This is a genomic window from Rhizobium sp. YTU87027, assembly GCF_050644135.1.
Classification (GTDB): Bacteria; Pseudomonadota; Alphaproteobacteria; order Rhizobiales; family Rhizobiaceae; genus Rhizobium.
This window is the reverse complement of sequence record NZ_CP098440.1, coordinates 556,687-571,930: the sequence shown is the minus strand read 5'-3', so window position 1 is coordinate 571,930 and position 15,244 is coordinate 556,687. Positions and strand designations below refer to the sequence as shown.

The window sequence follows — 15,244 nt, the reverse complement described above, 5'->3', positions numbered from 1 at the left end:
AATGACAGTTGAGTGCACCCGGCTCAAATCCGGGCTGACAGTAGTCACACAGACCATGCCGCATCTGGAAAGCGTTGCGCTGGGAGTTTGGATCAAATCGGGGTCGCGCAACGAGACGACAGACGAGCATGGCATCGCTCACCTGCTCGAGCACATGGCCTTCAAGGGCACGGCACGTCGCAGCGCGCGTGAAATCGCCGAAGAGATCGAGGATGTCGGCGGCGAGGTCAATGCCGCGACATCGACGGAAACTACCTCCTACTATGCTCGCGTTCTCAAGGACCACGTCCCGCTCGCTGTCGACATTCTGGCCGATATCCTGACGGAGTCAGCTTTCGAGGAGGAAGAACTCGAGCGTGAGAAGCAGGTTATCCTGCAGGAAATCAACGCGGCGAACGACACACCTGACGACGTCGTTTTCGACAAGTTTTCCGAAACGGCGTATCGCGACCAGACTCTCGGACGGGCGATCCTCGGTACGCCGCAGACCGTGGTGTCGTTCACGCCGCAGCAGATCCGCGGCTATCTTAGCCGCAATTACACGACCGACCGGATGTTTGTCGTTGCGACCGGCGCCGTAGAGCACGGCGAGTTCGTCCGCATGGTCGAAGAGCGCTTCGCCAGCCTTCCCACCGCGCCATCGGCAACGCCCGTTATGGAACCGGCGAAATATATCGGCGGCAATATCCGCGAGACGCGCGACCTGATGGACGCCCAAATCCTGCTTGGTTTCGAAGGCAAGGCCTATCACGCCCGCGACTTCTACTGTTCGCAGATCCTCGCCAACATCCTCGGCGGCGGCATGTCGTCCCGCCTGTTCCAGGAAGTGCGCGAGATCCGCGGTCTCTGCTACTCGATCTACGCCTTCCACTGGGGCTTCTCCGATACCGGCATCTTCGGCATCCACGCCGCGACCGGCGGCGAGAACCTGCCGGAGCTGGTGCCGGTTATCATCGACGAACTGCACAAGTCGGCGGCGACGATCGAGCAGAAAGAAATCGAACGCGCCCGCGCCCAGATCCGTGCGCAACTGCTGATGGGCCAGGAAAGCCCCGCCGCCCGCGCCGGTCAGATCGCAAGGCAGATGATGCTTTACGGCCGCCCTATCTCCAACCAGGAGATGATGGAACGGCTCGAGGGCATCACGGTCGACCGCCTGACGGATCTTGCCGGACGCCTGTTCTTCGATACGGTGCCGACCCTCTCGGCCATCGGCCCGCTCGAGCATCTGGCGCCAATGGAAGACATCGCCGCGTCTCTTTCCTCGCCCGATCACCAGGGCAAACAGGCCCTCGTCTGATCCCACGTCCATCCTGCGGGGAGTGATCGATGCCAAAATCGGTTTTTCGGTTTCTGTCGCGACAGCCGGATTCGGTGGAGCTCGAGAACGAGTACTATGTGCTGCGCCTGCCGCGCTACCAGGACTTCAACCAGTGGCACAAGCTGCGGGCGGCCAGCCGGCAGTTCCTGGAACCCTGGGAACCGACATGGCGTCGTGATGAATTGACGGAGGGCGCCTACCGCGCCCGCGTCATCCGCGGCAAGCAGGAGTATGCCTCGGGCCAGGCAATCCCGCTCTTTCTGTTCCACAAACAGAACACAACGCTGCTCGGCGGCATTACGATCGGCTACATCAGGCGCGGGGCGGCACAAAGCTGCATGATCGGTTACTGGATGGGCGAGGCCTATGCCGGTCAGGGCCATATGTTCGCCGCACTTCAATTGGTTATACCCTACATCTTCACAGGGCTTGAGTTGCACCGTATCGAAGCAGCCTGTATTCCAGACAATGCTCGGAGCATCCGCCTGCTTGAAAAAGCCGGGTTTAAGCGGGAAGGCTATCTGCGCGGATACTTGAAAATCAACGGTCAGTGGCACGACCACGTGATGTTCTCATTGCTCGCCACGGACACGGATAAAGGCAGGATAACCGACAGCCGATGACTAACAATCGCATGCTGCTCTCATCACCGGCCGGACGATTGATCGCGGTGATCGCAGCTCTCTTGCTGTCGGCCTTCATGCTAGCGGCAGGTCATGTTCAGGCAGCCGAACCGGTCAAGATCTCCCGCGACGATACCGCGCTCGATCTGACTGCCACCACGGAAATCTACGCCAACCAGGGTGAAGCCTTTCAGGTTTCTACCGCTGCCGGCGCCGATGGCATTCGCCGCCGTATTGAGGTACGTGCCAGCTCCGAAAACCACCAGGGCGATTGGGCAGTCTTCGCGCTCGCCAACGTCTCCGACGAGCAGCTTGAGCGCGTGATCGTGGCGCCCCATTTCCGCCTCGTGAATTCCAAGCTGTTCTGGCCAGACCTCGGCTCGCAGCGCATTATCGCGATCACGCCGAGCGAAGGCTTTGCACTCGATCGACAACCGAGTGACGAGGCGGATGTCTTCCGCATCACGCTCAACCCCGGCGCCGTCATCACTTTCGTCGCCGAGCTGACGACGCCGGAATTGCCGCAGATCTATCTCTGGGAACCCGACGCCTACAAGGACACGATCAACGCGTTCACGCTCTATCGCGGCATCGTACTCGGCATTGCCGGTTTGCTGGCGGTGTTCCTGACGATCCTGTTCGTGGTCAAGGGCACGTCGATGCTGCCGGCGACGGCAGCACTCGCGTGGGCGGTGCTCGGCTATATCTGCGTCGACTTCGGCTTTCTCGGCAAGTTGATCAGCATAGCGTCGACCGACCAGCGCATATGGCGCGCCTGTGCGGAAGTCGCCCTCGCCTCCAGTTTCGTCATCTTCCTGTTCACTTACCTTAACCTCAACCGCTGGCACACGCATCTCGGCTACCTGACGCTCGCCTGGGTGCTTGGCCTAGCGCTGCTCTTCGGCGTCGCGATCTACGATCCGGCAATCGCCGCCGGCATCGCGCGCCTGTCCTTTGCGCTCACCGCGACGATGGGCCTTCTGCTGATCGTCTATCTCGGCCTCAATCGCTATGACCGCGCGATCCTGCTGGTGCCGGCCTGGGCGCTGATCCTCGTCTGGATCTTCGGCGCCTGGCTGACGATTACCGGCCGGCTCGACAACGACATCATCCAGCCGGCGCTCGGCGGCGGCCTCGTTCTCATTGTCCTGCTGATCGGCTTTACCGTCATGCAGCACGCCTTTGCCGGCGGCGCGTTCCAGCAGGGGCTGTTTTCCGATCTCGAACGGCAATCGCTGGCGTTGACGGGCTCGGGCGACATGGTGTGGGACTGGGACGTGGCACGTGACCGCGTCGTTACGATCCCGGATGTATCCGCTAAACTCGGCCTTCCTCTCGGCACGATGCATGGCGCGGCCCGCAACTGGCTGCCGCGGCTCCATCCCGACGATCGCGACCGCTTCCGGGCGACGCTCGACGTCTTGCTCGAACATCGCCGCGGCCGACTGAACCACGAGTTCCGCATTCGCGCGGAAGACGGTCATTTCCACTGGCTCCTCATCCGCGCCCGGCCGGTGCTTGGCTCGAACGGCGAGATCATTCGCTGCGTCGGCACCATCGTCGACGTCACCGAACAAAAAAATTCGGTCGAACGGCTGCTGCACGACGCACTGCACGACAATCTGACCGGCTTGCCAAACCGGCAGCTGTTCCTTGATCGCCTACAGGCCGTGCTTGCATTGGCGCCCGGTGGTGAGACGCTGCGCCCGACGGTAATAGTGATCGATATCGACCGCTATAAGCTGGTGAACGACACGCTCGGGATCGCCGCCGGCGACAACATCCTGATCGCGCTCACGCGCCGTCTGCGCCGACTGCTCAAGCCGCAGGATACGCTTGCACGACTTTCCGGCGATCAGTTCGGTCTGATCCTAACGTCGGAGCGCGATCCGACGAAGGTGGCCGATTTCGCCGATGCGATCAGCAAGGCGATCATGGTGCCAATCAACTTCGCCAATCGCGAGATCATCCTGACGGCGTCGATCGGGCTTGCCTCCTTCGTCGACCAGCAGGAAAGTGCTGCCGGCATGCTCAGCGACGCGGAGCTTGCGATGTACCGCGCCAAACGCGCCGGCGGCAATCGTGTCGAACCGTTCCAGCCCGCCTTCCGCGATTTCGGTGCCGACCGGCTGCAGCTCGAGTCCGACCTGCGTCGTGCCATCGAGCGCAAGGAACTGTCGATGGTCTACCAGCCGATCGCAGGGCTGGAGAGTGTAGAGATTGCCGGCTTCGAAGCCCTGATGCGATGGGAGCATCCGAAACGCGGCAGCATTCCGCCTTCGGAATTCATTCCGATCGCGGAGACATCCGACATCATCGACATGCTCGGTCTCTTTGCCCTGGAGCAGGCGACAAACGACCTGATGGGCTGGGAGAACCAGACCGGCGAGCTGCCGATCTTTGTCTCGATCAACCTTTCGAGCGCCCAGTTGCTCAATAACGAGCTCTACGACGACGTCCGCTCGGTTCTGGCGAAGACCCATTGCGATCCTGCGCGTTTGAAGCTCGAGCTGACAGAGTCCATGGTCATGGAGAATCCGGAGCAGGCACGCCTCGTGCTTGAGAAGCTCCGGGAAATGGGCCTTGGCCTGGCGTTGGACGATTTCGGAACCGGCTATTCGTCGCTTGCCTATTTAACGCGCTTCCCGTTCGACACGATCAAGCTCGACAAGACGATGGTGTGCGACGCGAGTGACAAGAAGGCGACCGTGCTTCGCTCGGTGATCGCCATGGCGCGCGAACTGGATATGAAGGTGGTTGCCGAGGGGATCGAGTCCAACGAGGACGCGATCGAGCTTGCCAAGATGGGCTGCACCTTCGGGCAGAGTTACCTCTTCGGACCGCCAATGGCATCGGAGTCCGTCTTGCGGCTGCTGAAGGAACGCTTCCCGTTGACGAAGCGCGCTTAAGCGACCCGACTCAAGCTATGCTGCCCCTGTGGCGGCGTAGCGGCTCCCGCTATCAGCCGATGCATGTATTCGAGCTTGGCGACCACCGGCGCCGACAGCACGAATGGGTAGGAATCGGGCTGCCCCATGCTGCGCTGTATCGAGTTGATCGCAACGCTGAGCGGCACCCACTCGTCGACAAGCTGATCGGCACTTGCTGCCCTGTAGGGGTCGAAATCGACCTCTGCCGCCATCTCTTCGTGACCGCGGGGATCAATTGCAACGCCGAAGGCTCGCGCGGTCTCCAACGTGTCGACGATGTGGAGGTAATGGGCAAAGCACTCAGCGAAGTCTTCCCAGGGATGAGCACTGGCATAAGCGCTGACAAAACTCTCCTGCCAGCCGAGCGGAGCGCCATTCTCATAGTGCTGCGCAAGGGCTTCGCCGTAATCCCGGCGCTCATCGCCGAACACTGCCCGGAACTCATCGAAGGCGTTCCTGTCGCGCACGAGGCGGCTCCAGATAAAATGGCCCGTCTCATGGCGGAAATGGCCGAGCAGCGTCCGGTAAGGTTCGTTCATCGAGGTGCGCGCCTGTTCGCGCGTGAGGTCGTCGGCCTCAGCGGCCCGAATTGCGATCAGGCCCTCCTCGTGTCCCGTTATCGCCGGGACGACGCTGCCGTCATCCTGAACTGTATCTTCAAGGAAATCGAAAACAAGGCCGCCTACGGGATCCTGCGTGCGGTCCGGGTGCGGCAGGCGCCAGCGCAAGAGCGAGTAGAAGAGATGTCGTTGTGCCTGGCTGATGCGACGCCACCGGTCCACGCCATCCTTCGTCGCTGAATTCGGCACGAGCCGGTTATGCCGGCAGGTGACGCAGTAATCACCCGCGTCGCCGTCCTCTACGAGCCAGTTGCAGATGTCGAGGCCGGCATTGGCGCAGAAGCGTACCAGGTCCGGCTGAGCAGCGTATTGCCAGAGATCCCCGTCCTGCTGCTGAACAGCATGCATGCGCAGACCATTCGGCTGGAAGCCAAGGCGATGACCGCACCGGACGCACTGGCGATTGTCGAAATGAACAACCTGGTCGCAGTTATCACATGCAAAGAGCCTCAACGCGCGCCTCCTCGATGACAGGGTCAAAACCCGCTATACAAAATGGACAGCGGGCAATTTCCAGCCGTGGTTTCCATCAAACTTTCTTCTCCTGACCGGGCCTTGTTGCCCGCGCCAGCAGAGAACGCGCTTTTTTGCAGATCGTTCCGCCAATTAGGCGTGGCCGGCCTCGGCCGAAAGCATGGCGGCATTGATGCCCATCGTGGCCAGCGCGCGCTCGTACTTGTCGTCGAGGCTGCGATCGAAGATTAGCTCCTCATTCGCGGCGCATGTGAGCCAGCCGTTGTTGCCGACTTCGGCTTCCAGTTGACCCGCGCCCCAGCCGGCATAGCCGAGCAGCATGGTGGCCCGCTTCGGTCCCTTGCCCTTGGAAATCGCGCGGATAATGTCGAGCGTGGCCGTCATGCAGATATCGTCGCTGACGGGAATGCTGGAATCGCAGAGATAGTCGTCGGAGTGCAGGACGAAGCCGCGGCCGCTTTCCACCGGCCCGCCGGTCTGGATCGGGCAATCGCGCGCATGTGGCGGAAGCACGATGGCCTCCTCGTCCTTGATCATTTCGAGATGCAGGAGAACGTCGGTAAAGGTCAGGTTCTGCGGACGGTTGATCACGAACCCCATCGCGCCGGCATCCGAATGGGCGCAGATATAGATCACCGTGCGGGCGAAGTTTCGATCCTCCATGCCCGGCATGGCAATGAGAAACTGGCCATCGAAGAAGCCACGTTCTCTTTTGTTTTTCAGGGTCGCCAAGGACATCATTCCTCCTCTGCCAGACCGCACGAGGCCCCGACACCATGAGCATGAGCCAATGTCACGGATCAATCAACTGAAAATGAAAACTAAAATGGTAGCGACTTCTAGCCGGGCATGGGGATTTTCAATAGAGCGTTGATCCATGCAAACTATTTCACGCGTCACCCGCCAATTCTGCTCCGCTTTCTGCCTGCTCGTGGCCGTCGTTCAGCTTTCTCATCCTGCCAGGGCGGAGATGAGTGCCTGGGCCAACAACGAGGGCGGTCGAATGCGGCTGATCGCGCTGCCACCTGATGCAAGCGGGACTATTCGCGCCGGACTGCAGATCGAGCCGAAGCCAGGCTGGATTACCTATTGGCGGGAACCGGGGAACAGCGGCATCCCGCCTCAAGTCAGTTTTTCTTCTGAAGGCGTCTCGTTCGACAAGATGAGCTTTCCTATCCCGAAGCACATTGCCGACGACAAGGTCGATGAGGTGGCTTACGACGCGTCGGTGACCTTCCCGCTGCAATTGACGGCGAAAGACCCGGCTCTCCGGGAACTCAAGGCAAATGCCTTTATCGGCATCTGCAAGGAAATCTGCATCCCCTTTCAGGCAGAGCTCTCGCTGACCTTTGGACCGTTGACCAGTTTTCGCCCTGAAGAGGAAAAGATCCTCCGGGATGCCGAGGCCGCTTTGCCGGAAGCCGCCTCGTCTACATTCAAGGTGGACGACCACACGCTGTCGGCCGACATGAAGGAACTTTCTCTCCGCATTACCCTTCCGGAGAGCGGCGAGAGCGCGCCGAAGGTGATCGTCGCAGGCCCGAGCGGGCACGTCTTTACCAAGCAAATAGCGACCCATCGCGACGGCAACAAGTTCACGACGACGCTGTCCGTCGGCAAGCTGCCGAAGGCATACGACATCCACGGAAAGACGTGGAGCGCACTCGTCATCGACGGTTCGCGCGCTATCGAGACCCCGCTTGCCTTTGAGTGATCGCGTTCTATAGTCGCGCCGAAATCGCGGCATTTGTGCCGCCACATGACAAGGAGACGTCCATGACCATCGCAATCGGCGACCAGCTTCCTGCGGCCACCTTCAAGGAAAAGACGGCGGATGGCCCGGTCGAAATTTCGACAGAGCAGCTTTTCAACGGCAAGCGCGTCGTCCTCTTTGCGGTCCCTGGTGCGTTCACGCCTACCTGCTCGCTGAACCATCTACCGGGTTACCTCGAAAACCGCGACTCGATCCTTTCCAAGGGCGTCGATGATATCGCCGTTGTCGCCGTCAACGATTGGCACGTGATGGGTGCCTGGGCCCAGTCCTCCGGCGGCATGGGCAAGATCCACTTCCTCGCTGATTGGGACGCGAGCTTCACCAAGGCGCTCGGTCTCGATGCCGATCTATCGGCCGGCGGTCTCGGTGTCCGATCGAAGCGCTACTCCATGCTCGTCGAAGACGGCGTCGTGAAATCGCTGAACGTCGAAGAAAACCCAGGTCAGGCCACGGTTTCCGGTGCAGCCAGGATGCTGGAGCTGCTGTAAGGCTTCACACCTCGACCATCTGAAGCGGCCCATGCGGCCGCTTTTTTATGTCTACGTTTAAGTTCGCAGCGCGCCACGTTTTTGCCTTATTTGTTATAACATAACAGTAATGTTATTACATTTGGTGCAATATGTATTTCTCGAAGTTTCAACATTCCAGGGGCCTGATGGCGCTTTCTGCTGGCCGTCGTGTTTTCTACGTCGCATTGATTGGCATCCCACTCTGGGCAGTGATCAATTGGGCGACGCTGCTGCCATGAGCGCCGTTGCGATCGAGCTTGAAGACCTGACGGTCGCCTATGAGCGGCATCCGGCCGTGCATCATGTTTCTGGAATCGTTGCGGTCGGAAGCCTTACCGCAATCGCCGGTCCAAACGGAGCCGGCAAGTCCAGCCTGCTGAAGGCGATCATCGGAGAACTCCGCCCCTCCTCCGGCACCATAAGGCACCAACTGAAGCGCACGGATTTCGGCTATCTGCCACAAGCGACCGACATCAACCGCCGCTTTCCGATCTCGGTGCTCGACACGGTTCTGCTGGGAGCCTGGCGGCAGTCGGGAGCTTTCGGACAGATCGCATCGGCGGAGCGGCAGAAAGCGCGCGACGCGCTCGCCATGGTTGGCCTCGAAGGCTTTGATCGGCGCGGCATTGGATCGCTCTCAGCCGGGCAGTTCCAGCGCGTGCTCTTTGCCCGGCTGCTCCTGCAGGATGCGAGCGTCATCCTTCTCGACGAGCCGTTCACGGCCATCGATGGTCGCACGACGCGGGATCTCTTGGAGATCGTCGCGGATTGGCATCACGAGGGACGAACGATCCTCGCAGTCCTTCACGATTTCGAGCAGGTCCGTGCCCACTTTCCGCAGACACTCCTGCTTGCGCGCGAAGTTATCGGTTGGGGAGCAACGGCGAATGTCATGTCCCCGGGGAACCTCCGCAAAGCGCGGGCGATGGCCGAGCAGTGGGACGAGAGCGCCGGCATTTGCGAGCCAGCGAGATGACCGCCTTCGACCTCCTCCTCGCGCCTTTCGCGGATTATGGCTTCATGCGCCGCGCGCTCGTCGCCTGCCTGTGCCTTGGGCTTGGCTCCGGGCCGATCGGGGTCTTCCTTATGCTGCGGCGAATGAGCCTCGTCGGCGACGCGATGAGCCACGCCGTCTTGCCCGGCGCTGCGATTGGCTATCTTGTCGCCGGTTCGCTCTCCTTGACGGCGATGGGCCTCGGGGGGCTCGTTGCCGGGCTTTCAGTTGCGCTCCTCTCCGCCATGGTCAGCCGCGTGACGTCCTTGCAGGAGGATGCGAGCTTCGCCAGCTTCTACCTCTCCTCGCTGGCGCTTGGCGTGCTCATCGTTTCCTTGCGCGGCTCGAATATCGACCTGTTGCATGTCCTGTTCGGCACCATTCTCGCGATCGATGCTCCTGCCCTTTATGAGATCGGCGTCATCAGCACCGTGACACTGGCAGTCCTCGCGATCATCTACCGGCCGCTGGTCGCGGAGTGTTTCGATCCGGGTTTCCTCAGGGCTATCGGCGGACGCGGACCGATCTATCACTTTCTCTTTCTGCTGCTGGTCGTGCTCAATCTGGTCGCCAGTTTCCAGGCATTGGGAACGTTGATGGCGGTTGGTCTGATGATGCTGCCGGCAGCGATCGCGCAGCTCTGGTCGCGTAGTCTCCCTTCGATGATGGCGATCGCAGCCGCGAGCGCTACTGCCTCCGGCTATCTCGGGCTCATTGCCTCCTACCATCTCGAACTCGCCTCCGGACCGACGATCATCATGACGGCGGCACTGCTTTACGGCCTTTCGATCTTCCTCGCGCCGTCGGGCCTCGCCCGGCGGTATTTCCCTCGCCCGCACCTGAAGGGCTGACAACCCCGGAGACCCTCATGATTTCCCGCAGACTGCTTTTCTCAGTGATGCTCCCCGCGCTCGTGGCGCTTTCGACAACGTCCGTATCTGCTGCGCCCATCAAGGTCGTGGCCTCCTTCACCGTTCTCGCCGACGTGGTCCGCCAGGTCGGCGGTGACCGCGTGACCGTCACAAGCCTCGTCGGCCCGAACGGCGATCCCCATGAGTTTGAACCGTCGCCAAGCGACGCAAGGAACCTCAATGCCGCACAGGTCGCCTTCGTCAGCGGCGAGGGTCTGGAGGGCTGGATGGACCGCCTCATCAGCGCCTCAGGCTACAAGGGAAAGCCAGTCGTCGTCTCGGAAGGGATAGAGTTCCGCACCATGGACGAGGACGGGCAGACGGTCACCGATCCGCATGTCTGGAACAGTCCCGTCAACGTCAAGGTCTGGGTTGCCAACATCGAACAGGCGCTTGCGAAGGCTGCTCCGGCCGATGCTGCGGCGTTCAAGGTCAATGCCGAGACCTATCTGAAGCATCTCGACGCGCTCGATGCCTATGCGCATTCGAAGCTCGATACCATCGCTGCCGACCATCGCAAAGTGCTGACCAGCCACGACGCGTTCGGCTATTTCGGTCGTGAGTATGGCGTGAAGTTCCTCGCCCCGATCGGCGTTTCGACAGAGAGCGAAGCGTCTGCCGCGGATGTCGCCAAACTGATCGAACAGATCAAGACCGAGCACGTGAAGACGTATTTCTTCGAGAACTCCAACGATCCGCGCCTCGTCCGGCAGATCGCGAAGGCGACGGGTGCAGAACCCGGTGGCGAACTCTACGTCGAGTCTCTTTCCGACGCCAAGGGGCCAGCATCGACCTACGAGAAGATGTTCCGCTACAACGTCGACCAGCTTGTGGCGGCGATGGCGAAAGCCACCTGACGGCGACGGCTGGGTCGCGCAATGGCGCGGCCCAGCCTCAATAATTGAGATCGAATACGATCAGGCCACCCAGACCACCATCCGTAGAGGAGACAATGCGCTCGCCGACGCCCACATGCTCCGGGTGCACGAGATAAGCATCGCGCGCTTCGGCGCTTTCAAAGGTCACGGCAAAACCGTCGACATAACCGGCGTGCAGCCCCTCCGGCGAGACGTTGGGGCCGTATTTGATGTCGATGATGCCGGGGATCACCTGCTTCAGCGCGACGATCGATTCGAACAAGGACTGCTTCTCTTCGATCGTCATCGCGGCCTTCAGCCGCATCAGTACGCAGTGCAGGATCATATGGCATCCTCCCAATGACATTGGCTGCAAGCATAGAGAGGGAAGCGTGGGCCGGGCAACAACAAAGGCCGCTCTCAACAGGAAAGCTGGCAGTCAATGCCCGACGGCCATTTCGACCCCTCAAACCGTCGCAATCGGAACAACGCTGTGGCCATTCTTCTTTAGTCTGTTGTCAACGGCCGGATCAGGTTGAGGAGCCACGGACGGTCGACAGCATTTTCAACGGAGGAGATGAAAATGAGCAAGAACCGAGGCGTCGTCTACATGCGACCCGGCAAGGTCGAAATCCACGACATCGACGATCCGAAACTCGAGGCCCCCGACGGCCGCAAGATCGAACACGGTGTCATCCTGAAAGTGATCTCCACCAACATCTGCGGATCGGACCAGCATATGGTTCGCGGCCGCACGACGGCGATGCCCGGCCTCGTCCTCGGCCACGAAATCACCGGCGAGGTGATCGAGAAGGGCGTCGATGTCGAGATGCTTCAGATCGGCGATATCGTCTCCGTGCCGTTCAACGTCGCCTGCGGCCGCTGCCGCTGCTGCAAATCGCAGGACACCGGCGTCTGCCTGACGGTCAACCCGTCGCGCGCCGGCGGTGCCTATGGCTATGTCGACATGGGCGGCTGGATCGGCGGCCAGGCGCGTTACGTGACCATTCCCTATGCCGATTTCAATCTGCTGAAATTCCCCGATCGCGACCGCGCCATGGAGAAGATTCGCGATCTGACCATGCTCTCCGACATCCTGCCGACCGGCTTCCATGGCGCGGTGCGCGCCGGCGTCGGCGTTGGATCCACTGTCTATGTCGCCGGTGCCGGCCCGGTCGGGCTTGCAGCGGCTGCATCCGCCCGCATCCTCGGCGCTGCGGTGGTGATGATCGGCGACTTCAACAAGGATCGCCTTGCCCATGCCGCCAAGGTCGGCTTCGAGCCGATCGACCTGTCGAAGAGCGACCGGCTCGGCGACATGATCGCGCAGGTGACCGGCAGTAACGAAGTGGACAGCGCAATCGACGCCGTCGGCTTCGAAGCGCGCGGCCATAGCGGCGGCGAGCAGCCGGCGATCGTTCTGAACCAGATGATGGAGATCACCCGCGCGGCGGGCTCGATCGGCATTCCGGGCCTCTACGTGACCGAAGACCCCGGTGCGGTCGACAATGCCGCCAAGCATGGCAACCTGTCGCTTCGCTTCGGTCTCGGCTGGGCAAAGGCGCAGTCCTTCCACACGGGTCAGACGCCGGTGCTGAAGTATAACCGCCAGCTCATGCAGGCGATCCTGCACGACCGGCTGCCGATTGCCGATATCGTCAACGCCAAGGTCATTCCGCTCGAAGATGCGGTGCAGGGCTATGAAAGCTTCGACCACGGTGCGGCCACGAAGTTCGTCCTCGACCCGCATGGCGAAGTCGCCAAGGTAGCATAGTCGACAAGCCTCCCAAGGCTCGGCGCAGCGGATGCCACCTGCACCGCTGCGCCATCCGGCAGTGCTCTCCCCTACGAAATCTCCAGCAATAGCGCCCGATGATCGGAAACCTCGGGCTCTTCAACGACGTCGAACGCTGCGACGTTGATGTTCGATGTGACCAGCATGTAGTCCGCGTAGCGGCCTTGCTTCACGTAGTGCGAGGTCCGCGTATCCGTGTGGCCGCGCGAGGTCACGAGGTCGGTGAGACCGAGTTCGGCAAGCGCCCCGAACATGACACTGTCGGGGAGCACGTTGAAGTCGCCGCAGACGACCAGCGGCTCGCCTTCGCGCCATATGCGGCGGATGAGAGCGACCAAGGCATCCGCCTGCCCGCGACGCGCTGGTGTGTCTCCCTTCCCGGCAAGGTCGCGCAGACCGTGCAGTTGGGCGATGGTGATCGGGCGATTGGCGCGATAATCGAACAGGCGAAGGCACTGCGTATTGCGCGCACGGGGGTGCGCGCCATAGCCATCAGCCGAGAACTCGCCATGCACGAAATCCATGGCCTGGCCGATAATCGAGTGAGATGGGCGCACGAAGGTTGCAAGACCGAATTCCGACATGACAGAGGTCTCGCCTTCGAACAGTTCGCCCCGCGCGGTCGGCGCGAAGAAGGCGTCATAGGCGGGAAGGACCGCCTTGATCTCGGCAAATAGATTAGCGCGCTGTGGCAGGATGTGGCTGCCATCGCGGTATACCAGCCAGTCATTGGAAACGGTCACCGAGCGGGTGATCTCCTGCAGGCAGAGAACATCCGCGTCAATCCCGGCAAGGTAGGGAATGAGGGGCGCATGCAGCTTTCCGCCCCATGCATTCAACGAGACAATCCGCATGACATCCCTCCGGTCTGCGCCAAGCGCTTCCTTGCAGATTCAAGGAAACGCTCGATGTCCTTGTTTCTGCGACATTCTGAGCGACAAGCTCTAGCGCTTCTTGAACGGCTCCATTCCCTTGCGGGCGAGTTCGTCGGCGCGCTCGTTTTCAGGATGGCCGGTGTGGCCCTTGACCCAGTGCAGAGTCACCTTGTGCTTGTTTCGGGCTTCCTCAAGCGCCTGCCAAAGCTCCGCGTTCTTCACCGGCTTCTTGTCCGCGGTCTTCCAGCCGTTCTTTTTCCAACCGAAAATCCATTTGGAGATGCCGTCCTTGACGTAGACGCTGTCCGTGTAAAGGTCGACTTCGCAAGGCATCTTCAGCGCCGATAAGGCGGAGATCGCCGCCAGCAGCTCCATACGGTTGTTGGTGGTTTCGGGCTCGCCGCCGAAGAGTTCCTTTTCCACCTCGCCGTAGCGCAGCACTGCCCCCCAGCCGCCGGGGCCGGGATTGCCCGAGCAGGCGCCGTCCGTGAAGATATCGACGTGCTTCATACCGCAAGCCCATATTCGGCGGCTGAGCCGATCTGCCGGTGGAAGCGCAGCTTGCGCAGATATTCGAGCGGATCCTTCTTGGTGACCAGCGCGCCCTCCGGCGTCGTCAGCCAATCGTAGAGGCGCGTCAGGAAGAAGCGCAGCGCCGAACCACGCGAGAGGATTGGGAGCGCTATCAGTTCGTCATCACTGAGAGGCCGGACACTCTGGTAGCCCTCCAGCATCGCCATGCCCTTGGTGATGTTGTAGGCGCCGTCCTTCTCAAAGCACCAGGCATTCAGGATGATCGAGACGTCATAGGCAAGCAGGTCGTTGCAGGCGAAATAGAAATCTATCAGGCCGGACAGTTCGTCGCCGAGGAAAAAGACGTTGTCCGGGAACAGATCGGCGTGGATGACGCCATCAGGCAGGTCCGTCGGCCAATGGGCGGCGAGGAAATCGAGCTCCGTGCGGATCTCGTTCTGCAGTCCCTTCTCCACCTCGTCGGCGCGAGCCTCGGACTTCTCCCAAAGCACCTTCCAGCCATCAACGGACAGCGCATTGGGACGCTTCAGCTCGAAGCCTTCGCCGGCGACATGCATCTGGGCGAGCGCCTTGCCCACCTCGCGGCAATGCTTGGCTTCGGGCTTGCGCAGCCACATGCCTTCCAGGAACGAGATCAGCGCTGCCGGGCGATCGGAAAGCGTACCGAGCAAGGCGCCGTCTCTTCGCGGCAGCGGCAGTGGGCAGGACAGGCCGCGGGCCGCCAGATGCTGCATCAGCCCCAGGAAGAACGGCAGATCGTTCTTCTCGACGCGCTTCTCGTAAAGGGTGAGGATCAGCGGGTCCTTGGTGGTGTGCAGCAGGAAGTTCGAGTTCTCGACGCCTTCCGCAATGCCTTTGTAGGAAAGCAAAGTCCCGGCATCGTACTCCGTCAGGAACCACTTCAAATCGTCTTCGGAAATATCGGTGTAGACTGCCAATTTACGTCCCGCGAAAATGTTTGATCAATTGAAGACTGCGCCTACCCGGGCGCCAGTGGCCGCCGCAATCGTCCCCTCGACGGTTGCTC

Annotated in this window: 15 protein-coding genes; 9 read left to right on the top strand and 6 right to left on the bottom strand. The window is 61.1% G+C overall.

The annotated features are described in order from the left end of the window. The first annotated feature begins 1 nt into the window (after nucleotide 1). Genes NBG89_RS02795 through NBG89_RS02785 form a run of 3 tightly spaced genes read left to right on the top strand, consistent with a single transcriptional unit; the run spans nucleotide 2 to nucleotide 4,853 of the window. Nucleotides 2-1,300: a M16 family metallopeptidase gene (locus tag NBG89_RS02795; protein WP_088705123.1), complete on the top strand. Its 1,299-nt coding sequence runs from the start codon at nucleotides 2-4 to the stop codon at nucleotides 1,298-1,300. Nucleotides 1,301-1,329: 29 nt separating this feature from the next. Then, nucleotides 1,330-1,944 carry a GNAT family N-acetyltransferase gene (locus NBG89_RS02790; RefSeq protein WP_431321619.1) on the top strand — a complete coding sequence of 205 codons (615 nt, stop codon included), beginning with the start codon at nucleotides 1,330-1,332 and terminating at the stop codon, nucleotides 1,942-1,944. Beyond that, entirely contained in the window at nucleotides 1,941-4,853 is a 2,913-nt protein-coding gene (locus NBG89_RS02785) for an EAL domain-containing protein (RefSeq protein WP_431321618.1), read from the top strand. The genes NBG89_RS02790 and NBG89_RS02785 overlap by 4 nt, the downstream gene beginning before the upstream one ends. Here the strand turns inward: NBG89_RS02785 and NBG89_RS02780 are convergent. Next, nucleotides 4,850-5,947, bottom strand: coding sequence for a zinc-binding metallopeptidase family protein (locus NBG89_RS02780; RefSeq protein WP_431321617.1), 1,098 nt, complete (start codon nucleotides 5,945-5,947; stop codon nucleotides 4,850-4,852). The two genes, NBG89_RS02785 and NBG89_RS02780, sit on opposite strands and share 4 nt — an antisense overlap. Nucleotides 5,948-6,100: 153 nt before the next feature. Next, complete coding sequence (locus NBG89_RS02775; protein WP_088694514.1) at nucleotides 6,101-6,706, bottom strand: YqgE/AlgH family protein; 606 nt, start codon at nucleotides 6,704-6,706, stop codon at nucleotides 6,101-6,103. A 139-nt stretch (nucleotides 6,707-6,845) separates the two neighbouring features. Between NBG89_RS02775 and NBG89_RS02770 the strand changes: the two genes are divergently transcribed. From NBG89_RS02770 to NBG89_RS02750, 5 genes are all read left to right on the top strand, one after another. After that, nucleotides 6,846-7,682 (top strand): protein-disulfide reductase DsbD domain-containing protein, encoded by an 837-nt coding sequence (locus NBG89_RS02770; RefSeq protein ID WP_431321616.1) that lies wholly within the window; start codon nucleotides 6,846-6,848, stop codon nucleotides 7,680-7,682. Nucleotides 7,683-7,744: 62 nt separating this feature from the next. Further along, nucleotides 7,745-8,230: a peroxiredoxin gene (locus tag NBG89_RS02765; protein WP_431321615.1), complete on the top strand. Its 486-nt coding sequence runs from the start codon at nucleotides 7,745-7,747 to the stop codon at nucleotides 8,228-8,230. Nucleotides 8,231-8,486: 256 nt separating this feature from the next. Continuing rightward, nucleotides 8,487-9,227, top strand: a complete 741-nt coding sequence (locus tag NBG89_RS02760) for a metal ABC transporter ATP-binding protein (protein WP_431321614.1) — start codon at nucleotides 8,487-8,489, stop codon at nucleotides 9,225-9,227. Then, nucleotides 9,224-10,096 carry a metal ABC transporter permease gene (locus tag NBG89_RS02755; RefSeq protein ID WP_431321613.1) on the top strand — a complete coding sequence of 291 codons (873 nt, stop codon included), beginning with the start codon at nucleotides 9,224-9,226 and terminating at the stop codon, nucleotides 10,094-10,096. Before NBG89_RS02760 ends, NBG89_RS02755 begins: the two co-directional genes overlap by 4 nt. Before the next feature lie 17 nt (nucleotides 10,097-10,113). After that, entirely contained in the window at nucleotides 10,114-11,013 is a 900-nt protein-coding gene (locus tag NBG89_RS02750; protein WP_431321612.1) for a metal ABC transporter solute-binding protein, Zn/Mn family, read from the top strand. A 37-nt stretch (nucleotides 11,014-11,050) separates the two neighbouring features. Here the strand turns inward: NBG89_RS02750 and NBG89_RS02745 are convergent, their stop codons facing one another. After that, on the bottom strand, nucleotides 11,051-11,359 hold the full coding sequence (locus NBG89_RS02745; RefSeq protein WP_431321611.1) for a Dabb family protein: 309 nt from the start codon (nucleotides 11,357-11,359) through the stop codon (nucleotides 11,051-11,053). A 237-nt stretch (nucleotides 11,360-11,596) separates the two neighbouring features. On the opposite strand from NBG89_RS02745, the gene fdhA reads away from it, so the two are divergent. Continuing rightward, a complete protein-coding gene (gene fdhA, locus NBG89_RS02740) occupies nucleotides 11,597-12,787 on the top strand; it encodes a formaldehyde dehydrogenase, glutathione-independent (RefSeq protein WP_088694520.1) in 1,191 nt (396 codons plus the stop codon). Between the two features lie 71 nt (nucleotides 12,788-12,858). Here fdhA and NBG89_RS02735 read toward each other — a convergent pair whose 3' ends face one another. From NBG89_RS02735 to NBG89_RS02725, 3 genes are all read right to left on the bottom strand, one after another. Beyond that, complete coding sequence (locus NBG89_RS02735) at nucleotides 12,859-13,662, bottom strand: endonuclease/exonuclease/phosphatase family protein (protein WP_431321610.1); 804 nt, start codon at nucleotides 13,660-13,662, stop codon at nucleotides 12,859-12,861. Nucleotides 13,663-13,752: 90 nt separating this feature from the next. Continuing rightward, entirely contained in the window at nucleotides 13,753-14,193 is a 441-nt protein-coding gene (gene rnhA / locus NBG89_RS02730; RefSeq protein ID WP_431321609.1) for a ribonuclease HI, read from the bottom strand. Further along, a complete protein-coding gene (locus NBG89_RS02725) occupies nucleotides 14,190-15,155 on the bottom strand; it encodes a homoserine kinase (protein ID WP_431321608.1) in 966 nt (321 codons plus the stop codon). The genes rnhA and NBG89_RS02725 overlap by 4 nt, the downstream gene beginning before the upstream one ends. Between the last annotated feature and the right edge of the window lie 89 nt (nucleotides 15,156-15,244).